Annotated in this window: 28 protein-coding genes; 5 read left to right on the top strand and 23 right to left on the bottom strand. The window is 68.1% G+C overall.

Annotation, left to right across the window (positions count from 1 at the left end; translation table 11 throughout):
* The 5 genes from I55_RS03550 to nifT form a co-directional block, all read right to left on the bottom strand.
* Positions 1-318, bottom strand: a 318-nt coding sequence (locus I55_RS03550) for an iron-sulfur cluster assembly accessory protein (protein ID WP_044559130.1), incomplete at its 3' end; no start/stop codon positions are given.
* Positions 319-332: 14 nt separating this feature from the next.
* A complete protein-coding gene (locus I55_RS03555) occupies positions 333-557 on the bottom strand; it encodes a 4Fe-4S binding protein (protein ID WP_044559131.1) in 225 nt (74 codons plus the stop codon).
* Between the two features lie 69 nt (positions 558-626).
* On the bottom strand, positions 627-2198 hold the full coding sequence (gene nifB, locus I55_RS03560) for a nitrogenase cofactor biosynthesis protein NifB (protein WP_044559186.1): 1572 nt from the start codon (positions 2196-2198) through the stop codon (positions 627-629).
* A gap of 141 nt (positions 2199-2339) precedes the next feature.
* A complete protein-coding gene (locus I55_RS03565) occupies positions 2340-3218 on the bottom strand; it encodes an SIR2 family protein (RefSeq protein ID WP_044559132.1) in 879 nt (292 codons plus the stop codon).
* Positions 3215-3439: a putative nitrogen fixation protein NifT gene (nifT, locus tag I55_RS03570; RefSeq protein ID WP_044559133.1), complete on the bottom strand. Its 225-nt coding sequence runs from the start codon at positions 3437-3439 to the stop codon at positions 3215-3217. Before nifT ends, I55_RS03565 begins: the two co-directional genes overlap by 4 nt.
* A gap of 292 nt (positions 3440-3731) precedes the next feature.
* Here nifT and I55_RS03575 point away from each other — a divergent pair, with 292 nt between their 5' ends.
* The gene (locus tag I55_RS03575; RefSeq protein WP_044559134.1) at positions 3732-4307 is read left to right on the top strand and encodes a DUF2478 domain-containing protein; all 576 of its coding nucleotides are present in this window, start codon (positions 3732-3734) and stop codon (positions 4305-4307) included.
* 63 nt (positions 4308-4370) lie between these two features.
* Here I55_RS03575 and I55_RS03580 read toward each other — a convergent pair whose 3' ends face one another.
* From I55_RS03580 to I55_RS03640, 13 genes are all read right to left on the bottom strand, one after another.
* Complete coding sequence (locus tag I55_RS03580) at positions 4371-4577, bottom strand: molybdopterin-binding protein (protein WP_044559135.1); 207 nt, start codon at positions 4575-4577, stop codon at positions 4371-4373.
* Between the two features lie 36 nt (positions 4578-4613).
* The gene (gene nifA / locus I55_RS03585; protein WP_044559136.1) at positions 4614-6383 is read right to left on the bottom strand and encodes a nif-specific transcriptional activator NifA; all 1770 of its coding nucleotides are present in this window, start codon (positions 6381-6383) and stop codon (positions 4614-4616) included.
* Positions 6384-6564: 181 nt separating this feature from the next.
* The gene (modD, locus tag I55_RS03590) at positions 6565-7431 is read right to left on the bottom strand and encodes a ModD protein (protein WP_044559137.1); all 867 of its coding nucleotides are present in this window, start codon (positions 7429-7431) and stop codon (positions 6565-6567) included.
* 4 nt (positions 7432-7435) lie between these two features.
* Complete coding sequence (locus I55_RS03595; RefSeq protein WP_252181000.1) at positions 7436-7750, bottom strand: ferredoxin family protein; 315 nt, start codon at positions 7748-7750, stop codon at positions 7436-7438.
* Positions 7747-9051 (bottom strand): FAD-dependent oxidoreductase, encoded by a 1305-nt coding sequence (locus I55_RS03600; protein ID WP_044559139.1) that lies wholly within the window; start codon positions 9049-9051, stop codon positions 7747-7749. The genes I55_RS03595 and I55_RS03600 overlap by 4 nt, the downstream gene beginning before the upstream one ends.
* Before the next feature lie 11 nt (positions 9052-9062).
* Positions 9063-10154 carry an electron transfer flavoprotein subunit alpha/FixB family protein gene (locus I55_RS03605; protein WP_044559140.1) on the bottom strand — a complete coding sequence of 364 codons (1092 nt, stop codon included), beginning with the start codon at positions 10152-10154 and terminating at the stop codon, positions 9063-9065.
* 32 nt (positions 10155-10186) lie between these two features.
* Positions 10187-11041: an electron transfer flavoprotein subunit beta/FixA family protein gene (locus I55_RS03610; protein ID WP_044559141.1), complete on the bottom strand. Its 855-nt coding sequence runs from the start codon at positions 11039-11041 to the stop codon at positions 10187-10189.
* Positions 11042-11174: 133 nt separating this feature from the next.
* Positions 11175-11531, bottom strand: a complete 357-nt coding sequence (gene nifW, locus I55_RS03615) for a nitrogenase stabilizing/protective protein NifW (protein WP_044559142.1) — start codon at positions 11529-11531, stop codon at positions 11175-11177.
* Positions 11532-11556: 25 nt separating this feature from the next.
* On the bottom strand, positions 11557-12294 hold the full coding sequence (gene cysE / locus I55_RS03620) for a serine O-acetyltransferase (RefSeq protein WP_044559143.1): 738 nt from the start codon (positions 12292-12294) through the stop codon (positions 11557-11559).
* Between the two features lie 26 nt (positions 12295-12320).
* Positions 12321-13451 (bottom strand): homocitrate synthase, encoded by a 1131-nt coding sequence (nifV, locus tag I55_RS03625; RefSeq protein ID WP_252181001.1) that lies wholly within the window; start codon positions 13449-13451, stop codon positions 12321-12323.
* A gap of 11 nt (positions 13452-13462) precedes the next feature.
* Complete coding sequence (gene nifS / locus I55_RS03630) at positions 13463-14668, bottom strand: cysteine desulfurase NifS (RefSeq protein ID WP_044559144.1); 1206 nt, start codon at positions 14666-14668, stop codon at positions 13463-13465.
* A gap of 31 nt (positions 14669-14699) precedes the next feature.
* The gene (locus I55_RS03635) at positions 14700-15002 is read right to left on the bottom strand and encodes a NifU family protein (RefSeq protein ID WP_044559145.1); all 303 of its coding nucleotides are present in this window, start codon (positions 15000-15002) and stop codon (positions 14700-14702) included.
* A gap of 10 nt (positions 15003-15012) precedes the next feature.
* Complete coding sequence (locus tag I55_RS03640; protein WP_044559146.1) at positions 15013-15333, bottom strand: iron-sulfur cluster assembly accessory protein; 321 nt, start codon at positions 15331-15333, stop codon at positions 15013-15015.
* A 282-nt stretch (positions 15334-15615) separates the two neighbouring features.
* On the opposite strand from I55_RS03640, the gene I55_RS03645 reads away from it, so the two are divergent.
* On the top strand, positions 15616-16209 hold the full coding sequence (locus I55_RS03645) for a hypothetical protein (RefSeq protein WP_199902445.1): 594 nt from the start codon (positions 15616-15618) through the stop codon (positions 16207-16209).
* A gap of 13 nt (positions 16210-16222) precedes the next feature.
* On the opposite strand, the gene I55_RS03650 is transcribed toward I55_RS03645, so the two are convergent.
* Complete coding sequence (locus tag I55_RS03650) at positions 16223-16702, bottom strand: Rieske 2Fe-2S domain-containing protein (protein ID WP_044559147.1); 480 nt, start codon at positions 16700-16702, stop codon at positions 16223-16225.
* A gap of 133 nt (positions 16703-16835) precedes the next feature.
* Between I55_RS03650 and I55_RS03655 the strand changes: the two genes are divergently transcribed.
* The 3 genes from I55_RS03655 (at position 16836) to I55_RS03665 (ending at position 19020) form a co-directional block, all read left to right on the top strand.
* Positions 16836-17294, top strand: coding sequence for a hypothetical protein (locus I55_RS03655; RefSeq protein WP_044559148.1), 459 nt, complete (start codon positions 16836-16838; stop codon positions 17292-17294).
* Between the two features lie 62 nt (positions 17295-17356).
* Complete coding sequence (locus tag I55_RS03660; protein ID WP_044559149.1) at positions 17357-17671, top strand: hypothetical protein; 315 nt, start codon at positions 17357-17359, stop codon at positions 17669-17671.
* Complete coding sequence (locus I55_RS03665; protein ID WP_044559150.1) at positions 17668-19020, top strand: globin-coupled sensor protein; 1353 nt, start codon at positions 17668-17670, stop codon at positions 19018-19020. Before I55_RS03660 ends, I55_RS03665 begins: the two co-directional genes overlap by 4 nt.
* Positions 19021-19031: 11 nt before the next feature.
* Here I55_RS03665 and I55_RS03670 read toward each other — a convergent pair whose 3' ends face one another.
* The 4 genes from I55_RS03670 to I55_RS03685 form a co-directional block, all read right to left on the bottom strand.
* Positions 19032-19535 carry a nitrogen fixation protein NifQ gene (locus I55_RS03670; RefSeq protein WP_148293555.1) on the bottom strand — a complete coding sequence of 168 codons (504 nt, stop codon included), beginning with the start codon at positions 19533-19535 and terminating at the stop codon, positions 19032-19034.
* A 173-nt stretch (positions 19536-19708) separates the two neighbouring features.
* Entirely contained in the window at positions 19709-20011 is a 303-nt protein-coding gene (gene fdxB, locus I55_RS03675; protein ID WP_044559151.1) for a ferredoxin III, nif-specific, read from the bottom strand.
* 25 nt (positions 20012-20036) lie between these two features.
* Positions 20037-20237 carry a CCE_0567 family metalloprotein gene (locus I55_RS03680; RefSeq protein ID WP_044559152.1) on the bottom strand — a complete coding sequence of 67 codons (201 nt, stop codon included), beginning with the start codon at positions 20235-20237 and terminating at the stop codon, positions 20037-20039.
* Positions 20238-20249: 12 nt separating this feature from the next.
* A complete protein-coding gene (locus I55_RS03685) occupies positions 20250-20720 on the bottom strand; it encodes a NifX-associated nitrogen fixation protein (RefSeq protein ID WP_044559153.1) in 471 nt (156 codons plus the stop codon).
* Positions 20721-20724 lie beyond the last annotated feature (4 nt).

Consider the following 20724-nt stretch of genomic DNA (forward strand, 5'->3'; position numbering starts at 1 on the left):
CGGCGCGCTGTGGTGCGACCCGCACGACACGGCCTGGGGGTCGCGGAAGAACAGGCCGGACTGCGAACCGCTCTCGGCGAAGTCGATGGTGACGCCTTGAAGCAGCAGGCGGCTCTCCACGGGCAGGAACAGCCGCAGGCCATCGCGTTCGACGACGGCGTCACCCGGCCGCGCGGCGCTTTCCACGCTGATGTCCGCCGACAGGCCGGAACAGCCGCCCGGACTCAACACCAGGCGGAAGCCGCTGCCCGGGCCGCCGTCGGCGCGCACCATGAAGCGGATGAAGCGCTCCGCCGCGGGAGTGATGGTGAAGCTCATGGGGAAAGTCTCCTTTACGCCGGCAGCTGGTAGCGGGGATATGAGGTGTCGATGACGCAGGTGTTGTCGACTGGGCAGACGGCGGCGCACTGCGGCGCGTCGAAATGGCCCAGACACTCCGTGCACTTCTTGGGATTGATGACGAAGGTCCCGTTCTTTTCCGAAATGGCCACGTTGGGGCATTCGGCTTCGCAGGCGGAACAGCTGGTGCACTGGGACGCGATGATCTTCAAGGCCATGACAGGATGCTCCTCTTGGGGAATATCCTGGCGCGGCGGGGATGCGGGCCCCGGCCGCGCCAGGGTGCCTCAGGCTGCGACGATCAGCGCGCCCTGGCGGATGGCGGCGTCGCCGCGCGGTTGGTGTTCCAGCGCACCGCTGGCCACCTTTTCCAGATAGCCCTTGAACCAGGCTATGGCCGACTTCTCGATGAATTCGTGGGCGTAGCCGTCCACGGGCTCGATGCCGGCCTTGGTCAGGTCGTCCTTGGGACAGCCACCGATCTTGGCGACGAAGACGGCGTGGCAGTCGTTGATGGCGCGGATGACGGTTTCCAGGCTGCCCTCGTCGCCGTAGCCGCCCTGGCAATACAGGTCCACCCGCCGGTGGCCGACGAACTTGGCGCCCGCCGTCGACAGCTCATACACCTGGAATTCCTTGGCGTGGCCGAAATGCTCGTTGATCAGGCCGGAGCCCTTGGTCGCCACCGCGACCAGCAGGGTGATGTCGCTGCTCTCCCCCGCCAGGGTGGCCAGTTCCTCATGCTTGGCCGCCACCTTGGCCACGCGCTCCTCCTCCACCTTGGCCTGGTAGGCCTTGCGGCCGTCGAGGTCGTAGGCGACCTCCATCTCCATGATCTTTTCGGTGGTGAATTCGGCGCTGCGGTCTTCGCCCAGCAGGCCGACGGCGTCGGCGCGGCACTGGCGGCAATGCCGCATCATGTTCATCTCGCCCTCGCAACTGTCCTGCAGGGCCTTCAATTCCTGCGCCGTGGGGCCGCGCTGGCCGGTCAGGCCGAAGACGGTGCCATGCTCGGGGGCGGAGATCAGGGGCATGATGTTGTGCAGGAAGGCGCCGCGCGACTTCACCGCCCGGTTCACCTCCACCAGGTGCTGGTCGTTGACCCCGGGGATCATGACCGAGTTGACCTTGCACAGGATGCCGCGCTCGGTCAGCATCTCCAGGCCCTGCAGCTGCCGGTCCGTCAGGATCTTGGCCGCCTCCACGCCGGTGTAGCGCTTGTGGTTCCAGAAGATCCACGGATAGATCTTCGCGCCGATTTCCGGGTCCACCATGTTGATGGTGATGGTCACGTGATCGACGTTGTAGCGCGCGATGGTGTCGACATGGTCGGGCAGCGCCAGGCCGTTGGTCGACAGGCACAGCTTGATGTCCGGCGCCGTCTGGGAGATCAGCTCGAAGGTCTTGAAGGTCTTGGCCGGGTTGGCCAGCGGATCGCCGGGGCCGGCGATGCCCAGCACCGTCATCTGCGGAATGGTGGAAGCGACGGCCACCACCTTCTTGGCCGCCTGCTCCGGCGTCAGCCGTTCGCTGACCACGCCGGGGCGGGATTCGTTGGCGCAGTCGTATTTGCGGTTGCAGTAATTGCACTGGATGTTGCAGGCGGGCGCCACCGCCACATGCATGCGGGCGTAATGGTGGTGCGCCTCCTCGCTATAGCAGGGATGGTTCTTCACCTTCTCCCAAATCTCGGTGGGCAGATCGCCCTGGCCAGCGGCGGACCCGCAGCTGGCCTTGCCGCTGCCGCCCTGGGTGCCACAGCCCTTGTGCTCCGCCACCTGCTGCATCACGGCGTCGATGGTGACGAGGGGAGTAAGGGAGCTGGCGGCGGGCCCGTCCTGCTGCGTCGATGCGTGCATGGTCATTCCTCGCTTATGGGCGGTCCCGCACTTGCGGAGCGGGGACCGGCGGTCGGACGTCAGGGCCGTGCCATGGCACGGCGGTTCAACGGCAGGCGTTTGCTCACAGGCGTGTCAGGCCGCCTGGGCCAGAATGGCGGCTCAAGCCGCCTGGGTCAGGATGGCGGCGGCGCGTTCCAGGGGCAGGGCGATGGGCGTCACCCCCTGCGCCGCCAGGAACCTCACTTCGTTGCGGGTTAGCCCCTCCGGATCGACGACGGCGTAATGTGTGGAGCCTGAGCGTTTGGTGACCTGGCGGGCGTAGGTGCGCAGCAACTGGTCGTGGAACCGGCAGCCCAGGAACAGGAAGCCACGGTCCCGGCGCCGGTCCTTGACCACCTCGGGAATGGGCGTCTGGATGTCGATTTCCGTCAGGACCTCGACATAGTCGGCGTCGGAGATCAGGAAGTTTCGCGCCGGCACGGCGCCGCCATGAGGCTTGTACAGCAGCGTGGTCCACCCGGCCGCCGCATCGCGACCCACCTCCGCCCCCTCCGCATCGTAGAAGCGATACCAGCGATCCTCACCGATGCCGGCGCGGCTGATGCCCTGCACCTCACCCCAGTTCCCCCCCTGGGCTGCCAGGGCGGCACGCATGGCGCCGTCGTACCAGGTGTCGACGATCAGGGGCAGGCCCAGGCCGGCCAGATGGGCGTGCAGGGCCGTGGGCGCCACGGGCGCCTGAAACGCCTCCGCCATCCAGGCGGACAGGGTGGAACGATGCTTGTAGCTTTCGATGTGCTGGGCCGACGCCCAGGCGTTACCCTTGGCGCGGCGCGGCAAGGCCACCTTGCCGGCGAAGAAGTCCGCCAGCGCCTCAGGCGTGGCCGGTGCCGGCGACACCGCGCCGGGTGTCAGCGTCTGGGCCAGGCCCGCCCCCAGGTAGGGCACCACCCGGCCCTGCCGCAGGCCGGCGGCGAGGTCGGCCAGCAGGTCTTCCGCCGCCGCCGTCGTGTCCGGCAGAGCTAGCGCCGCGGTCATTGCCCGTCCTCCTCATCGCCGCGCTTGCGCGCGTTGACCGTGATGGGCAGGCGCGTGTCCGCCGCCATGGGCGGCAGCTCCAGCACCCAGCCGTTGGCGATGCGCACCCAGCCGCCCCACAGCGTCTCGTGCTCCGCCTCCACCACGGGCTCCTCAAGGTCCTTCTTGGGCACGTATATCGACAGGCCGCTCTCAGGCGAGCGGCGGATCATCACCTTCATCGACCGGTTCCTTGATCCTGGTCTCGGGGGGAGTGACCTGAATTCAGCAAGGGCCGTGCCAGGCGCCATCAGCGCGGAAAAACGGCGGAAGGGCTGGGGTTTCGCGCATTTGGCCCATCCCCCGCCAACGTCGGGAACCCGACAGCCCCTGTCGCATCCGCGACCGGATTGGTCCTCACCAGCGGCCGCCTGTCCGGGATCGGTGGGACCACGGGATTGGCATGGCGCCTGCAACCGGCGGACAATCCCCGCACATGACCGTCGGGGAACAGTCCAGCCTACAGGAGGCCCCATGCCTGACAGCGTCGCCTACACCCAGAACCTGTTGAACCTGGCCGCCGTGATCTATCAACCGGCGGACGATGTCGACCGGATGCTGGCCACCTTCGCCGAGGACCTGCGCGCCGCTGGCCACGCCATCGGCGGCATCATCCAGCGCAACATCCACAACGCCTGTGGCCCGGTGACGCTGATGGAAGTGGTGGATCTGCGGACCGACCGGGTCATACCCATCTGCCAGAATCTGGGGCCGGGCTCGACCTCATGCCGGCTGAACCAGGCGGGCCTGGCCGACGCCGCCCAAGCCGTCAGCCAGGCCATCGGCGAGGGCGTGGAGTTGATCATCATCAACAAGTTCGGCAAGACGGAAGCCGAGGGCGGCGGCCTGCGCGCCGAACTGGCGGCGGCGATCGGCGCCGGCCTGCCCGTGCTGACCGCCGTGCCGGAACGCTTCTACGGCGCGTGGCTGGCCTTCACCGGGGGTTATGGCACAACGCTGCTGTGCGATGGCGCCATCATCGCCGACTGGTGGAACGAAACCTCACGCTGGGCGGCGGCGCGCCGGCGCGCCGGCGAGGCCGGGGCCTGATATACAAAAAGGGGGCGGGCCACGGGCGCCGCCCCCTTTTCCCAAAACCCTACCCTTCGCGCTTTACTTGCCGATGATCACGTCGGACGACTTGATGATCGCCGATACGGTGTCGCCCACCTTGATCTCCAGGTCATCCACCGACTCATTGGTGATGGATGAGGTGAGTAGACAGCCGTTGGCGATCTCGATCTTCACATGGGCGGTGGTGACGCCCTTGGTGACGGAAACGACCTTGCCTTCAATGACGTTACGCGCGCTGAGCTTCATTATGCAGACCTACCTTCTGAGGATGTGACGGATGGATCAGAACTTCTTGACTGGTATGTTGTGCTTGGTCAGCGCGTAGCCGACCTGACGGGGGGTGAGATTCAGCAGCCGGGCGGCCTTGGCCTGGACCCAGCCGGCGGTCTCCATGGCCTGCAGCAGGCGTTCGCGTTCCGACAGGCCATCACCCTGCGCCACACTGCAGGTCCCCGACTGCGGGCAACTGGCGGGCCGCGCCGCAGCCGCGTCCCCCGGGCCGTCGGCCGGCGGCGGCTGCGGCGGGGATACGCGGGGGATGATCTTGAACGACGCGCCCGTGCCGATGGCCCCTTTCCACAGGGTGGATGACAGACATTCGTCATGGTGGCAGGCGAAGTCGTCCGCCACGATCCTGGGTTCCTTCGCCAGGGTGGCCGTCCGCCGCACACAGTTCTCCAGCTCGCGGACGTTGCCGGGGAAATAGCAGGTTTCCAGCACATCCTTCGCTGACGCGGTCAACGCCATCTGGGTGCCGTGCTCCTGGTTGAAGCGCCGCAGGAATTCACCGGCCAGTAGGTTCACGTCCTCGCGCCTGTCACGCAGGGCCGGCAGCGCGATGGAGACGACGTTGATGCGATAGTACAGGTCGGCGCGGAACTCCCCCTTGGCCACCGCGTCCTCCAGGTTCCGGTTGGTCGCCGTGACCAGCCGGACATCGACCTGCAAGGTGCGCGAGCCGCCCACCCGCTCGAACTCGCCCTCCTGCAGGACGCGCAGCAGCTTGGCCTGGAACGACGGGGATATCTCACCGATCTCATCCAGGAACAGGGTACCGCCGTGCGCCAGCTCGAACCGGCCCTTGCGTTGGGTGAGCGCGCCGGTGAAGGCGCCCTTCTCGTGCCCGAACAGCTCGGACTCCAGCATGGATTCCGGCAGCGCGGCACAGTTCAGCTTGACGAACGGCCCCTTGCGGCGGGGTGACAGGTCGTGGGTGGCCCGGGCGAACAGCTCCTTGCCGGTGCCGGATTCCCCGCGCAGCAGCACCGTGGAATTGCTGCGGGCCACGATCTTGATCTTGTCGACCACGGCGCGGATGGCCGGGCTGGATCCCACGATGCCCTGGACGCCCGTTCCCTGGCTTCCGGCCTCGCGTTCCGGCCGCACGGATTCCGACAGCTCCTTCTCCAGCCGCCGCTGCGCGCTCATCAGCCGTTCGCGATCGCGGCCGATGACATCGTGCAGGCGCACCGTCTGGCCGACCAGGTTGGCGATCATCACCAGGAAGCGGACGTCCTCATCCAGGCGAACCATGGTCCGCCCATCCCAGGTCCGGTCCAGGGTCAGCGTTCCGATGACCCGGTCCCGTTCCTTGATGGGCACGCCGATGAACGAGACGCGCGCATCCGTGTCCCATTCCACCGGCGACCAGTCGGCGAACAGCGGGCTGTCCGCCACGCTTTCCACCACCACCGGCATCTGGGTGGTGACAACTTGGCCAATGGCCCGTTCCGGCAACCGGTCGAAGTAGCTCTTGGCGTTCTTCTCCGTCCATCCCAGGCCCACCACCACCTCGGGCGAGCCGTCGTCGCCCAGCAGGGCGATGATGCCGTGGTGCATTTCCAGGAAGCTGGACAGCAGGGCCAGGACGTTGGACAGAGTCGTTTCCAGCCGTGCCGGGACGGCCAGAATCTTGGAAATCTCATAAACGCCGTGCAGCGCGATTTCCGCGCGGGTGGAAAATTCGCTGGCCCGTGAGGCCCCACCCGCTTGCGGTGCGGAAAGGGCCTGAGGGGAGGAAGACAGAGATGAGGCGGCACCAGTCAAAGGCATCGGACGTCTCCTCTTGTCTGAGGCCTAACCATCCGACATCCGGCATCGGTCGTCGTGGACCGATTAACCAACTGTCTAATGTTATTTTCGCAGGTGCGAAACGCAGGCGCAAGAGGATTCATTCCAAAAATCCGGACGATTATTAGTTCGGTCGGAAAATTAAATAAGACTACGAAAGTATTCATACCGGCGAGATGCGGACCTGGATATCCGCCGGCTTGGCATGGAACGGGGCGGAGGTGACCAGGGTATCCGCCCCGGCGGCGGCATAGGCCGCGGCGTTGCCGGCGTTGATGCCGCCAGCTGCGGCGATAACGGGGCGGCCGTCGCCATGCCGGGCGATGCGACACACCAGGGCCCGCACCGCGTCGGGGGTGAACTTCTCCAGCTGGATGACATCGGCCCGGGCGGCGGCGGCGGCCATGGCCTCCGCCTCGGACGTCACCTCGACCATCACCGCCCGCTCCGGCACTCGCCGTTTCAGGGTGGTGATCGCCGTCGCCAGGTCATCGCCCAGGAAAACCCGGTGTTCGGGGAAGATCAGCAAGGTATCGGACAGGCCCAGGCGGTGGACCTCGCCGCCGCCGGCGATCACCGCCTTCAGGGACAGATGGCGGGTATAGGGAACCGACTTGCGCGTGCACAGCACCGGAATGCCTGGCTTAACCGCCCGGGCCGCCACGACGATGTCATGCGTCAGCGTGGCGATGCCGGAGGCCCATTCCATCACTGTCTGCGCCACCTTCCATCCCGCATGCAGGGCCGCGGCCGGCCCCTCGGCCGTCAGCAAGGGGGCGCCCGGGTCGTACGTCCCGCCGGCCTTGGCCGCGAAGGATACCGTCGCCCCCAGGCGCGTCAGCAGCCGTGCCGCCTCATCCACCCCGGACAGCACCAAGGCCGGCCGGGCGGCGAAGGTCATGCGGCCGGGATGGGCGCCGATCCCCAGCGCGCGGGTGGTGAGGTCGCCGAAACGCAGGTCCTCCTCCACCAGGCGCTCGATCTCCGCCTCGGAAAGGCGCCAGGCCTGGGCGTCGCCATCCGCGTCCATGGGCTCAGCCGAACTTGAACAGGACGCCAAAGCCGCCGCGCGGGTAGTTCCATTCCAACTCGCCCGTCTTGGCGGTGACGACGCGGCAGGTGCCGCATTCGACGCAGCCGTCCACCACAGCCTCCACCTGGCCCTTGTCGTTCTGGCTGTAGCAACCGGCGGGACAGAGATGGGTCAGCGCCAAAAGGGCCTTGGACGGCGCCTCGTGCGGCCTGATCCTGATGTGCGGCCGCCCCGCATCCACCAGGTAGCGGTTCTGGAACAGGCGCTCCTCGACCTTTACGACCGGCCCGGCCGATCCGACATCCACCATGCTCATCGCCATGACCTCGCCAGTTTGACGGCGTCGCCAATCAGGCCGGGCAGCGTCCGGCCTTGACGTAGCGCCTTGAAGATCTGCTTTTCCTTGGTGCGCTTGTCGACGCCGTCCACCCGGAACCAGGTCTGGGCCGCGGCGCTGATCAGCTTGGGATAGAGGCCGAAAACCTGCTTGTTGCGGTGCAGGAAATCCGGGATGCGCCGGTATTTCTTCAGATCCTTCATGACGAAGGTCTCATTCAGCCGGCGCTGATATTCCGCCAGGTTCTCCTTGGACGTGGCCTCGCGCCGCCGCTTCAGCCACACCACCGTCTCACCCGCGATGCGGCCGGTGGTCATGGCCAGGTTGGAGCCCTCGCGGTGCACGGCGTTGACGAACTGCCCGGCGTCGCCCACCACGATCCAGCCGTCGCCATAGAGATCCGGCATGGCGTTGAAGCCACCCTCCGGGATCAGATGGGCCGCGTACTCCTTGCATTCGGAATTTTCCAGCAGCGGCCGCACGCTGGGATGGCGCTTGAACGCCTCCAGCAGGCCGTAGGGGGATCGGCCGCCTTCCACCATGTCGGACACGATGCAGCCGATGCCGACACTGATGGATTCCTGATTGGTGTAAAGAAAGGCCGTTCCCGTCATGCCGTCGGTGATGGTGCCCATGGCCTCGATCACCACGCCCTCGTTGCCCTTGAGGTTGAAGCGGCTCTCGATGACCTCGCGGGGCAGGAAGTGCATCTCCTTCACCGCCAACGCCACGGTGTCGGGCTTCAGCTCGGGCCGAAGGCCGGAGCGCTGGCCCACCAGGCCATTCACTCCCTCACCCAGGATGACCACGTCGGCGAAGGCGGTGCCGCCGTCGCGGTCCGTGCGCACGCCGATGACCCGGCCCTGCGTGTCGCGCAGCAGTTCGGTCACCGTGGTCTCGCACAACAGGACGGCGCCGGCCTCGCGCACCTTGCCGCTGAACCACTTGTCGAACTGGGCGCGGATGATGGTGTAGCGGTTGGGCTTCTCCTCGTTGAAGTCCTCCGACCGGTAGTGCATGCCGACGTAGGAGGTGTCGTCCATGGTCCACAGCCGCTGCTCGATCACATGGCGTTCCAGGGGCGCGTCCTCGCGGAAATCCGGGATGATCTGTTCCAGGGCGTCGGCATAGAGGATGGCGCCCTGAACGTTCTTGGACCCGGGATACTCGCCCCGTTCCAGCTGCAGGACCTTCAACCCCTCCTTGGCCATGGTATAGGCGGCGGCGTTGCCGGAGGGGCCGGCGCCGACGACGATGGCGTCAAACCGTTCTTCAATCATGCCTTCCTCCCTCAACCGGCGAGACGATTGACCGACAGGTGCGCACGGAACGCCTCGGTCAGGGCCGGCAACAGTTCGATGGCGTCGGCCACCACGCCCAGATGGGCGAATTCGAAGATGGGGGCGTTGGGATCGGTGTTGATGGCGACGATGGTGTCCGCCCCTTCCACCCCCACCCGGTGCTGGATGGCGCCGGAAATGCCGGCGGCGATGTACAGCTTGGGCCGGATGGTCTTGCCGGTCTGGCCGATCTGGCGGTCTGCACTGATCCAGCCCTTCTGCACCAGGGGTCGCGAACCGCCGTAGTCACCGCCCAGCACCTCCGCCAACGCGCGGACCAGCTGGAAATTCTCCGCCGAGCGCAGGCCCAGGCCGCCGGCGACGACGATGTCGGCATAGGCCAGCTGCGCCTTGTCGGATTCCCGGTCGGCCACGAAGCGCAGCACCTTGGTGATCACATCCTCCTCCGCCAGGTTCAGCGGGTGGACGAGGACGCGTCCCCAGCGGCCGGGCTGGCGGGCGGGCATGGCCATGACGCGGGGGCGCACGGTCGCCATCTGCGGGCGGTAATTCAGGGTCATGATGGTGCACAACAGGGACCCGCCGAAGGTCGGCCGTGTGGCGGCCAGCGAGCCTTCGTCATCAATGGCCAGTTCCGTGCAGTCCGCCGTCAGGCCGGTCAGCAGCGTGGTGGCGACCGACCCCGCCAGGTCGCGCCCCAGGTTGGTGGCACCCAGCAGCAGGATCTCCGGCTTGTAGGTGTTGACCAGCTCGGTCATGGCCCGCGTGTAGGCCTCGTTGCGGTAATGGGCCAGGACGGGATCGGTGACGGTGTAGACCAGGTCGGCGCCATGTTCGAAACAGGCGGCGGCCACCTGGGCGGCGGTCAGCTCGTCGCCGCTGAGGATCACGCCCGCCAGTTCCACCCCCCGCTTGTCGGCCAGCTTGCGTCCCTCGCCCAGCAGTTCCAGGGACACGGGATGAACCACGCCGTGCTCACACTCCACGGCCACCCAGACATGCTTGTAGGCCTTGAAATGCTCCGGCAATTCGCGCTTCGTGCCGGCCCGGCCGGCCGGCGCCGGCTTGGGTGCGTCGGTCATGATATGCCCCCTGTCCCTTGCAATGGTCCGGCTCACTGGCCGGCGGAAAACCGCATCAACTCGCTCTCAAGCCCCGGCTGGCATTTGAAAATCTCGGCCATCACCGTGGCCGCCAGCGCCTCGGTCGTCAGGTCGGTGGTTGGCACCTGGCGCACCTTTTCCGCCCGTGCCTGCGGCGCGAAGACCTTCTTGACGATGGTGGGAGACCCGCGCAGGCCGCACTTGGCCAGGTCGGTGATGCCGGCGTCGGCCGCGTTCCACTTGATGACGGTGGCGCGGGCGGCGCGGTAGGCGTCGTCCAGGCTGCCACGCCGGATCTCGTTCACGCCTTCCAGCATGGTGATCAGCACCGGCATGCGGGTGGACAGCACCTGCACCCCGCCCTCCGCCCGCCGTTCCACGGTGATGGTGCCGGCGGCGGCATCCAGGTCAGCGATCCGCGACACGTAGGTCAGCTGGTTCAGGCCCAGGCGCTTGGCGATGCCGGGGCCGACCTGGGCGGTGTCGCCGTCGATGGTCTGCTTGCCGGTGAAAACGATGAGCGGCACGCCGAACTCCTGGCCGATCTTGGCCAGCGCCGCCGCCAGCGCGAAGCTGGTGGCCAGCGTGTCGGAACCGGCGAAGGACCGGTCGGTCAGCAGCACCGCCCGGTCGGCGCCATAGGTCATCGCCTTGCGCAAGGAATCCTCGGCCATCGGCGGTCCCATGGTCAGGACCGTCACCTCGCCCCCCAACCGGTCGCGCAGGCGCAAGGCCTCCTCCAGCGCGAACAGGTCGTAGGGGTTGATGATGGTGGGCACCCCCTGGCGCATGATGGTGTTGGTCACCGGATGCACCCGGATCTGCGCGCTGTCGGGCACCTGCTTCATGCAGACGACGATATGCATCGGTTCTCTCCTACACGGGCGTTCCCTGGATGAAAAGCAAAGGCCATGCCACAGTCTAAGGTATTGGAAACACTGAATACCCCGGCCCACCGCGCCCCCGTGCCTTGTCGGATAGGCGACATCGATGTCGCCTCTATTCCACCAAAGGCTTCACCGGTCCCAAGGCGGCCAGCGGCACGAAGGGCTTGGCCGGCGGCGCCTTGGGCGCCACGGCGTCCCGGTGCACCTTGAACAGACGTTCCGCGATGGGGGAGGAGGCCACGAAATCCTGGTAGGCCTGTTCCAGATGGGCGCGGCAGAGGGCGCGGATCGCGCCTTCGTCCAATCCGTCGAAGGCGCCCTCCTCCTCGCTGCCCCGCAGGTACTGGCCCATGCGGCGCAGGATGTGCAGCCGGGCCACGCGCACGACGGCGATGTCGTACGGCACCTCCAGGAAGACGAAGAATTCCTCGGCCGCCGACAGCCGTCCCAATTCCGCCAACACACCCATAGCTTCACCCTCCACTGAGGTTCATTCACGCGCAGGCGGCGGGCGTGTCCCGGCCGCCACGCTGCGCCTGCAACTCCGCCACGCGGCCTTGCAGGTGGCCCACCCGCGCCTCCAGGAAGGCGACGCGGTCGATCATCAGCGACAGCGCCTCCCCCACCGGATCGGGGATCAGGTGATGTTCCAGGTCGATGCGGCCATAGGGCTGGTCGGCGGCGGCCCGCCGGTCGCGCGGGTCGCGGACGATGCGGCCGGGTATGCCCACCACCGTCATCGCCGGCGGCACATCCGACACGACGACGGAGTTGGCGCCGACCCGGGCGCCGGCGGCGACGGTGATGGGGCCCAGCACCTTGGCCCCGGCGCCGATCAGCACGCCATCGCCGATGGTGGGGTGGCGCTTGCCCGGGGACCAGCTGGTCCCACCCAGGGTGACGCCATGGTACAGCGTCACGTCGTCGCCGATCTCCGCCGTCTCGCCAATCACCACGCCGGCGCCGTGGTCGATGAAGAAGCGCCGGCCGATGCGGGCGCCGGGATGGATGTCGACATTGGTCACCAGCCGGGCGAACCAAGCCAGCAGGCGGGCGGGGAACCGCCACCCCCGCCGCCAGAGCCGATGGGCCGCGCGATGATGCAGCACGGCATGCACGCCGGGATAGGTCAGCGCGATTTCCAGGGTGTAGCGCGCCGCCGGATCACGCCCCTTCACGCACGCGATGTCCTCGGCCACCTGGGCCCATAGGCTGGCGTCATGCGGCGGCATCCTTCCCTCCTCCGTCGCCCGTGGCCTCAGTCGCCCGTGGCCTCGTAGAACTTCAGCAGTTCGCCTTCGTTGATCGGGCGCTTCCAGGCGACGGCGCAATTGCGCACCTCCTCCAGCACGCGGCGGGCGCGGCCTTCGTCCGGCGCCAGGCCCAGGGCCGCCAGCGCGTTGTTGATGGCCGCCATGCCGGAGTGCTTGCCCAGGACGATGGAGCGCACGCGCCCGAACCAGGCGGGGTTCAGCGCCTCGTACGTTTCCGGGTCGCGCAGCAGGCCGGATACGTGGATGCCGGATTCATGGGTGAAGACGGCCGACCCGACGATGGACTTGGCCGCCGCGATGGGCCGGCCAGCCGCCGTCGCCACCAGTTCGGCCAGGTCGGTCAGCTGTGTCATGTCCACGCCCGTGCGCCGGCCGGCGATGGGGCCCAGGGCCGCCACCACCTCTTCCAAGGCGGCATTGCCCGCCCGTTCACCCAGGCCCAGCACGCAGACGCTGGCATGGGTGGCGCCGCCCCGGATGGCGGCCAGGGTGTTGGCCGTGGCCAAGCCCAGATCGTCATGGCCGTGGAATTCCAGCTCCAGGTCGGTTTCCGCGCACAACTGGCGGAAAATCTCGTGCGTGCGGAACGGGTCCAGCACACCGACGGTGTCGGCGAAGCGGAAGCGGTGGGCGCCCGCGTCATCCGCGGCGTTCACCACCCGCATCAGGAAATCCAGATCCGCGCGGCTGGAGTCCTCACCGCCGACGGCCACGGCGAGACCACGGTCGCGGGCGTAGGACACCACCCGCCGGATGCGGGGCAGGATCTCCTGCCGGCTGGTCTGGAACTTCACCCAGATCTGGCGATCGGAAACCGGCACCGACAGGTTGACACGGCTGAGGCCGGTGCGAACGGCCGCGTCCACGTCCGCCTCGGTCATCCGGCACCAGGCGATGGCGGCCGACTTATGGACGGCCTGCCCCACGGCGGCGATGGCGTCGACCTCCGCCGGGCCCATGGCGGGAACGCCGGCCTCGATCTCATCCACGCCGGCGGCTTCCAGCCGGCGGGCGATGGTGACCTTCTCCTCCACGGTGAAGGCGACGCCAGGCGCCTGCTCGCCGTCACGCAGCGTGGTGTCGTTGATGATGATGGGCGGAGCGTTCAGCATCATGGGATGACTCCTCACGGGCTAAGGGCGGATTGGGTGAGCTGGGCGACGGCCGCGAGGTCGCGCCATGGCGGGGAATTCAGCCGCAGGCGGCCAACGATGTCCGGCAGGACCGCCAGGACGCGCTCCACCTCCGCCAGGGTGGTCTCGGTCGACAGGGAGAAGCGGATGGCGCCCCGCACGGCCTGGGAGGGCACGCGCATGGCCCGCAGGACATGCGATGGTTCCATGCCGCCGGCGGCACAGGCCGAGCCGGAGGAGGCGGCGATGCCCGCACGGTCCAGCATCAGCAGCAGGGCCTCGCCATCCACATAGTCGAAGACGATGTTGGCGGTGTTGGCCAGCCGGTCGCTGGCCTCCCCCAGGATGACGCAGCGCTCCACGCGCCGCAGCACCCCTTCCTCCAGGCGGTCGCGCAACAGGCGGACCCGCGCCATGCCGCCCGCCAGGGTACCGGCCGCCAGCGCCGCCGCCGCGCCCAACCCGACGATGGCCGGCACGTTCTCCGTCCCGCCGCGCCGGCCCCGCTCCTGCCGGCCGCCGCGGATCAGCGGCCGAAACGGCACGCCCTTGCGCAGGTACAGGGCCCCGATACCCTTTGGTCCGTGCAGCTTGTGGCCGGACAGGGACAGCATGTCGATTTCCGTGCCCCGAAGGTCGATGGGATGTTTGCCCACCGCCTGCACGGCATCGGTGTGGAACAGGGCGCCCACCTGGTGGGCCCGCCGGGCGAGATCGGCGACGGGGAAGAGGACCCCGGTCTCGTTGTTCGCCCACATGGCGCTGACCAGCGCCGTGCGCGGACCCAGGGCGCGCTGGAAATCATCCATGTCCAAGCGGCCGTCGGCGTCCACGCCGATGATGTGCGCCTTCGCCCGCCCGGTCTTTTCCAGGTGCGCCACCAGGGCCAGGATGGCCGGATGTTCCACCGCCGTGGTCACGATCTCATCCCGCCCGGGCTGCACCTCCAGGGCGGACAGCAGGGCGGTGCTGTTGGCCTCCGTCCCGCCCGAGGTGTAGATGACCTCATGGTCGTGCGCGGCACCCAGCAGGGCCTGCAGCTGGCGGCGCGCGGCGCGCACCCCGTCCGCCGCCGCCACCCCCGGGCCATGGCTGGACGAGGCGTTGGCGAACCGCTCGCCGAAATAGGGCAGCATGGCGGCGACCACGTCGGGATGGGTGCGGGTCGTCGCGTTGTTGTCCAGGTAGATCGGCTGCATGGGATCGCTGCCCCCGTTCCAATGCGTGAGCTCAGTGGCTGGCCCCCGGCCGGCCCATCACCGGCACCAGCCGCACGAAGGCGCCCAGCCGTTCCACCACCCGGGCCTGGATGCCTTCCAGCGTGGCGCTGCTGAGGCGGCACATCACGCAGGCGCCGGCGAGACGCACCCTGACGGTGTCGCCGTCCATGCCCAGGAATTCGCAGTCGCCGCCATCACGCTGCAAGGCGGGCCGGATTTCGGCGATGGCTTCCCGGACAATCCGCGCGCGCGGGTCTTCTTCGGCCGGAGCGATGGGGTCGGAAGGTTCGGATACGGTCGTGGGAAGAAGCATGGCGCGGCCCTCAACCAAAGGACTTGCCGCAGCCGCAGCTGGACTTGGCGTTCGGGTTGTCGAAGGTGAAGCCCGATCCTTCCAGCGCCACCACGAAATCGATGGTGGTACCGGCCAGCAGCTCCTGGCTTTTGCTGTCGATGAAGACCTTCACGCCGTCCTGGTCGACGACGGTGTCTTCCGGCCCGGCCTCCCCCACCAGGCCCATCATGTACTTGTAGCCGGCGCAGCCGCCGGCATCGACGGTGATGCGCAGCCCGCCGGCGGGGTCGGCGGCACCGGCGATGGCGCTGCGGACCGCGTTCAAGGCGCTGTTGGTCAGTGTGATCATGGCGGCACCCTTCGTGGGAGGTGGGGGTGGGTTCGTGAACCCGGCACGCGGCTATTCCGCAAAACGCGTGCCACCGCATAATTCGTTGGAAAGCCCCGATATTTCCCACACGTCCCTGTTGCCTTTGCGACCCCCTGTCGGGTTTGCGACATGCCAAGGCGCCCTCCCACCCCATGTCGCGCAAGGCCCCGCGCCGTTGATCCCGTCCGGCAAAGCCTTTGCAAGGAGGGGCTGGCCGGTTCCCGGGACGGGGCCGGCGCTTCCCCGACGGATGAGAGGATAATGATGACGACGATCGACAAGACGGCGCTGGGCCGCCTGGACCAGGAAGGCCGCCTGTTCAACGCGGTGCTGAAGGCGCCGACCACCAAGCCCGGGCGCTTCGGCTTCCGCGGCGACATCGCGCTGAAGTTCCAGCCGCAGATCGCCGACGAGAAGCGCCCGCCGGACATTTCCATGGAGCAGGTCCTGACCTTCGCCCAGGAGGGGGAGGCGACGATCCCCGTGCTGGCGGGCTATCTCCACTCCTTCGCCTATCTGGAAACGGCGGCCCAGGTGCTGGATGGCCTGCTGAAACCCTCGGGGAAGTACTTCATCTTCTGCAACAACATCGACCTGCTGGCCGCCTACCAGGTCACCCTGGGCGGCATCCCCTTCATCGTCCTGCCCTGCGATGAGTCCACCGTATGGAAGGAGATGATGGACCTGTTGGGTATCGACAAGAACGACACCCGCAAGCTGGACACCGCCGGCAAGCAGGACGTGCTGCTGGACATCGCCCTGCGCTATGAGGGGCGGTACAAGGCCATCACCTTCGAAGAAGGCGTGGCCGGCATGTACCCGGTCAAGAACCGGAACGAGAACCGGCCGGTCTGATCATAGGCCGCCCTCAAACGCCGGCATCTTCACACGGAAGGTCGCCGGCACCCTCGGCCGCGACGTCCTCCACCCCCACGTCTTCCACCCCAACCTCTTCCACCAGGGTCACGCCGGTGACGCAGATATCGCCGTCCAGGACGGCCAGCGCCACCGGCCGCAGCCCATCCCCCGCGCATGGCCCCTCCACGCACCGTCCGGTGCCCAGGTCGAACAGGGCGCCGTGCTTGCCGCACATCAGCCGGGTGCCGTCCGGGTCCAGGAACTGGTTCCGTTCCCAGTCCAGGCGCACGCCATCGTGGGGGCAGGTGTTGACGTAGCCGAACACCTGCCGCCCCCAGCGGACCACGATGATGGACCAGGGGCGGGCCTGACCGTCGTCCCCCTGACGCAACAGATGGAAGCCGCGGGCCTTGCGGCTGGGAATTTCATCCAGGGCGCAGATCGCATACGCGACGCCGGGGGTGGTGGCGGGAGTGGTGTCGCTGTCCATCAGGGGGACCTCTTCCGGAAAGGGGAGCCCGCCATCCCATGCAAGAACCGCGCGAGGCGGGGACCCGCGTCAGGCCGTGGCACGGAATTTGATTTGAAGGGTCGCCAGGCATTCAATTTGAGGGAGACACGACATGAACCTCGCCACCCCATACGCCACCCTCACCCTGGATGAGATCAAAGCCAGGCTGGCGGGTGGCACCCTGACCGTGCATTCCGTCGCCCGGCCGCCATCCGCCGACCAGGCGGTGGACCGCAGCGGCGTGCTGGCGGTGTTCACCTTCGCCGACCCGGCTTTCGCCAGCGCCGTGGACGGCCTGGAACAGCCGCTTTTCCTGGCCAATCCCGTGCCGGCGCAGGACGGCGGCGTGCCGGGTTTCGCCCGGGCGCGGGCGGCGGACGGCACCGTCGTCGCCGACTTCTCCGCCGGCCCCGGCACGCGGGAGATCAAGTTCGCGGAGGTGTCCTGTTCCGACGGCGCCCCGGTACGGCTGACCGCCTTCCGCGTCATGCCCGAGGGCGACTGGCCGGAGCGGCCGGACTATTACCACGGCAAGCCCCGCCCCGGCTCCCCCCTGCCCGCCGGGCCCTGACGGTTTCCGCCAGGACGCGTCGGCTTTGCGACAAACGCCCCGAACAGGAAGGACGACACGGGATGACGACATTGGTGAAGGTCACACAGGATGGCCGGCGGCTGGAGGTGGTGGGGCTGGGCCTGCGCCTGGCCGGCGCGCTGGAGGCGATAGGGCTGGTCGAGGTGGCGCGCCACCCCCATTACCAGGCGATCATGCGCGTGGCGCCCGAGGCCACCCATATGGCCGGACGGGTGCCCCTGACGGCGGCCGAGGCGGCCATCGCCCAGGCCGCCCTGGACGAGGCGGAAACCCAGGTTCTGGCCGACCCGCTGGCCATCCAGGAACGCTTCCGTGTCGCCGCCCTGTGGAAGGCCCGCGAACAGGGGATCGAATGACGCCGCGCGCCCTGACCGATAGCAGCCCCGAACGCGACGCCCGGTTGCGCTTCATGGGCATCGACGCGGATACCGGCGCCCGGCTGCGGGATTTCTGGACCGTCGTGGAACCGGAACTGCCGGCCATCCTCGAAGGCTTCTACCGCCACGTGACCAGCGAACCGCGACTGGCGCGACTGCTGGGCGACGACGTCCCCCGCCTGAAGGGCGCCCAGGGCGCGCATTGGGCACAGCTGTTCGGGGGCCGCTTCGACGGCACCTATATGCGGGGGGTGCGGGCCATCGGCCTGATCCACAACAAGATCGGATTGGAACCGCGCTGGTACATCGGCGGCTACAACTATGTGCTGGGCCGTCTGGTGGCCCTGGCGGTGCGCCATATGAAATGGCGCCCCCACCGCCTGACAGCCACGCTGGCCGCCATCAACGCCGCCGTCATGCTGGACATGGACCTGGCGATTTCCGCCTACCAGGAGGCCATGCTGGCGGAACGGGAGGCCCGCCAAGTCGTGATGGCGGACGCCATCCATCGGTTCGACCAGCAGATCACCACGGCGCTGGGCACCGTCGACGGGGCCGCCGGGCGCATGCGCGACACGGCCGACAGGCTGTCGTCCAACGCCGATGCCGCCTCGCGGCAATCAACCACGGTGGCGGCGGCGTCCCGCCAGGCATCCGCCAATGTGCAAACCGTGGCGACGGCCGCGAGCCAGCTGTCGGCCACGGTGGAGGAGATAAGCCGCCAAGTCACCCTATCCACCCACATCGCGGCGCAGGCCGTGGGCCAGGCCAACCACACCGACGCGATGGTGCGGGGACTGACGGACCGGGCGCGCCAGATCGGCGACGTGGTGGATTTGATCGGCGCCGTCGCCGCCCAGACCAACCTGCTGGCGCTGAACGCCACCATCGAGGCGGCGCGGGCGGGCGACAGCGGCAAGGGCTTCGCCGTGGTCGCCACGGAGGTGAAGGCGCTGGCCGGGCAGACCGCCCAGGCGACGGAGGAGATCAGCCACCACGTGGGTGCCATCCAGGCGGCGACGCGGGAATCCGCCACCGCCATCCAGGCCATCGCCACCACCATCGGCGAGATCAGTCGGATCACCGCCACCATCGCCGCCGCGGTCGAGCAGCAGGGCGCCGCGACGCGGGAGATCACCCGCAATGCCGACGAGGCGGCGCGGGGCACGCGGGAGATGGACGGCACCATCCATGATCTCAGCGTGGCGGCGGGGGAAGATCGCGTGATGGCCGGCAGCGTGCAGTCGGCGGTGCATGACCTGTCACGGCAATCGGCCGCGCTGCGCGGCCAGATCGAGGGCTTCTTCGCCACCATCCGAAACGCTTAGAGGGAAGGTTGCTAAGGGGAGAGCTCGCGCCCGGCGCGGATGTGGGCCAGCACGGCCTCCCCCTCCTCCGCGCCGAAGCAGGCGTCGAAGTCGTCGCAGTCCGTGCAAACGGGGGCCGAGCAGAGGGAGAAGCCCTCCGACCGGCAGATCATGCGGTACAGGAACTTCTTCCACTTCATGTCCTGGCTGTTGCGCCGCTTCAGGCCGGTGAAATGGCGCTCCATCAGGCGCGACAGCTCCCCCCGGTCACGCAGTCCCAGGTCCTGCCACAGGTGGTTGGGCCGGGTGCAGCGCCGGGCGATCATGACCGACAGATCGCGCTGCAAGGCGGTGCCCGCGCTGGCGTACATCCACAGCAGGTCGCGCACCGCCACCTCGTCATCGCCCAGGATGGGCGGCGGGCCGGCGGTGGAGATCAAGGCCAGCGGCGCACCGGGAAACAGCGCAGTGACCAGCCGGCCCAGGGCGTCATTCCCCAGCCCCACCCAAGCGGACAGCGGGTCCCGGGCCGCCATAGCCTCGCCGCAAAGCCAGCGACAGGATGCTGGCCACCACATGCCGTTCGAAGGCGTCGGGGGCCGCCTTCGCACCTTGGGCCCAATGGGCCGCCCACCCGGCCGCCCATTCGGCCGCGGGGTCGGCGCCGGGCCATCAGCCGGGCGTAAATCTGGGTGGCCGCCCGCCCGGGTCACGCGGCCTCCATCCTCAAGGGGCCATGGGTCTGGCATTTGGCCGGGCAGACCCGGGCGCAGGCGCCGCAGCCGATGCAGGCGCCCTCGTCATCCATGACCATGACCTTCTTCTCGATCTCATCGTCGTCATCGCCGCCGTCGAGATCGATCAGGTCGCCATCCTCGTTCAGGCCCTTCAGAACCATCACGCCGCGACCGCAAACCTTGAAGCAGCGGCCACAGCCGATACAGCGCTTGGCATCGATGGCGATCAGGTAGTCGGGCTGCCAGTCGCGGCCGTCGCGGGTGGAGGCGGACATGGGATGGGTACTCCCTCAAAAGGGGTCAGGCGCTTTCCAGCAGCTTCAGGCTGGCGCGCTTGCTTTCCAGGATGGCGAAAGCGTCGTGGGCGCGCCGCGCCACCTCCAGGATGGAGGGCCAGTTGACCGGCAGCTCCTCCGACAGGTCGTGCAGATCCATCTTGGCCTGCATGGCCTTGGCCGACAGCTTCTTGATCTCGGCCTTCAGGGCCTCGGCGTCGCTCATCGCCCATCCTCCTCAATACCGGGCCACGTCGGGGAAGCGGGCGATCATGTCGACACCGGCCTGCACGTACTTCGTCCCCTCCTCCGCCAGCTTGGCCAGGCTGTCGAAGCCGAAACGGTGGACGTCGCGCAGCTGCTTGTTCACCACCACCAGCCGCCCGCCCAGCAGCACCATGCGGCCGAAGCCCTCATGGCTCATCTTCAGCATGGGGGAGACCATGACGCCGGTGGCGCGCTCGATGGACAGGGCGATGGCGTTGAAGAACAGCTCCAGCCGCCAGATCGTCTCAGGATCCGGGTCGCCCATGATGGGCAGCGCCCGCCGCTTTTCCCGATCCAGGATGTAGGGCTCCAGCAGATCCAGGTCGGCCTTGGCGTCCCAGGTGCCATGGGCGTCCTGCGCCCGCCAAACCTTGACCAATTCCTTGATGAAGGGGGACTGGGCCGCCGCTTCGGGCGGCGCGATTTCCGCGATGTCGGACATGCTT

Origin of the sequence: Azospirillum sp. B4 (assembly GCF_000333275.1) — a bacterium.
GTDB lineage: Bacteria > Pseudomonadota > Alphaproteobacteria > Azospirillales > Azospirillaceae > Nitrospirillum.

What these genes read in the sequence shown, in the direction of transcription:
- modD (WP_044559137.1), bottom strand. Translation starts at nt 7,431, where the DNA reads ATGGACGCGGATGGCGACGCCCAGGCCTGGCGCCTTTCCGAGGCGGAG.
- I55_RS03660 (WP_044559149.1), top strand. Translation starts at nt 17,357, where the DNA reads ATGACGACATTGGTGAAGGTCACACAGGATGGCCGGCGGCTGGAGGTG.
- nifS (WP_044559144.1), bottom strand. Translation starts at nt 14,668, where the DNA reads ATGCAGCCGATCTACCTGGACAACAACGCGACGACCCGCACCCATCCC.
- I55_RS03580 (WP_044559135.1), bottom strand. Translation starts at nt 4,577, where the DNA reads ATGAAGCTCAGCGCGCGTAACGTCATTGAAGGCAAGGTCGTTTCCGTC.
- I55_RS03595 (WP_252181000.1), bottom strand. Translation starts at nt 7,750, where the DNA reads ATGAGCATGGTGGATGTCGGATCGGCCGGGCCGGTCGTAAAGGTCGAG.
- nifV (WP_252181001.1), bottom strand. Translation starts at nt 13,451, where the DNA reads ATGATGCTGAACGCTCCGCCCATCATCATCAACGACACCACGCTGCGT.
- cysE (WP_044559143.1), bottom strand. Translation starts at nt 12,294, where the DNA reads ATGCCGCCGCATGACGCCAGCCTATGGGCCCAGGTGGCCGAGGACATC.
- I55_RS03665 (WP_044559150.1), top strand. Translation starts at nt 17,668, where the DNA reads ATGACGCCGCGCGCCCTGACCGATAGCAGCCCCGAACGCGACGCCCGG.
- nifB (WP_044559186.1), bottom strand. Translation starts at nt 2,198, where the DNA reads ATGCACGCATCGACGCAGCAGGACGGGCCCGCCGCCAGCTCCCTTACT.
- I55_RS03645 (WP_199902445.1), top strand. Translation starts at nt 15,616, where the DNA reads ATGATGACGACGATCGACAAGACGGCGCTGGGCCGCCTGGACCAGGAA.
- I55_RS03640 (WP_044559146.1), bottom strand. Translation starts at nt 15,333, where the DNA reads ATGATCACACTGACCAACAGCGCCTTGAACGCGGTCCGCAGCGCCATC.
- nifA (WP_044559136.1), bottom strand. Translation starts at nt 6,383, where the DNA reads ATGCCTTTGACTGGTGCCGCCTCATCTCTGTCTTCCTCCCCTCAGGCC.
- nifW (WP_044559142.1), bottom strand. Translation starts at nt 11,531, where the DNA reads ATGGGTGTGTTGGCGGAATTGGGACGGCTGTCGGCGGCCGAGGAATTC.
- I55_RS03650 (WP_044559147.1), bottom strand. Translation starts at nt 16,702, where the DNA reads ATGGACAGCGACACCACTCCCGCCACCACCCCCGGCGTCGCGTATGCG.
- nifT (WP_044559133.1), bottom strand. Translation starts at nt 3,439, where the DNA reads ATGAAGGTGATGATCCGCCGCTCGCCTGAGAGCGGCCTGTCGATATAC.
- I55_RS03605 (WP_044559140.1), bottom strand. Translation starts at nt 10,154, where the DNA reads ATGACCGACGCACCCAAGCCGGCGCCGGCCGGCCGGGCCGGCACGAAG.
- I55_RS03565 (WP_044559132.1), bottom strand. Translation starts at nt 3,218, where the DNA reads ATGACCGCGGCGCTAGCTCTGCCGGACACGACGGCGGCGGCGGAAGAC.
- I55_RS03555 (WP_044559131.1), bottom strand. Translation starts at nt 557, where the DNA reads ATGGCCTTGAAGATCATCGCGTCCCAGTGCACCAGCTGTTCCGCCTGC.
- I55_RS03635 (WP_044559145.1), bottom strand. Translation starts at nt 15,002, where the DNA reads ATGCTTCTTCCCACGACCGTATCCGAACCTTCCGACCCCATCGCTCCG.
- I55_RS03610 (WP_044559141.1), bottom strand. Translation starts at nt 11,041, where the DNA reads ATGCATATCGTCGTCTGCATGAAGCAGGTGCCCGACAGCGCGCAGATC.
- I55_RS03680 (WP_044559152.1), bottom strand. Translation starts at nt 20,237, where the DNA reads ATGAGCGACGCCGAGGCCCTGAAGGCCGAGATCAAGAAGCTGTCGGCC.
- fdxB (WP_044559151.1), bottom strand. Translation starts at nt 20,011, where the DNA reads ATGTCCGCCTCCACCCGCGACGGCCGCGACTGGCAGCCCGACTACCTG.
- I55_RS03685 (WP_044559153.1), bottom strand. Translation starts at nt 20,720, where the DNA reads ATGTCCGACATCGCGGAAATCGCGCCGCCCGAAGCGGCGGCCCAGTCC.
- I55_RS03655 (WP_044559148.1), top strand. Translation starts at nt 16,836, where the DNA reads ATGAACCTCGCCACCCCATACGCCACCCTCACCCTGGATGAGATCAAA.
- I55_RS03575 (WP_044559134.1), top strand. Translation starts at nt 3,732, where the DNA reads ATGCCTGACAGCGTCGCCTACACCCAGAACCTGTTGAACCTGGCCGCC.
- I55_RS03600 (WP_044559139.1), bottom strand. Translation starts at nt 9,051, where the DNA reads ATGATTGAAGAACGGTTTGACGCCATCGTCGTCGGCGCCGGCCCCTCC.
- I55_RS03670 (WP_148293555.1), bottom strand. Translation starts at nt 19,535, where the DNA reads ATGGCGGCCCGGGACCCGCTGTCCGCTTGGGTGGGGCTGGGGAATGAC.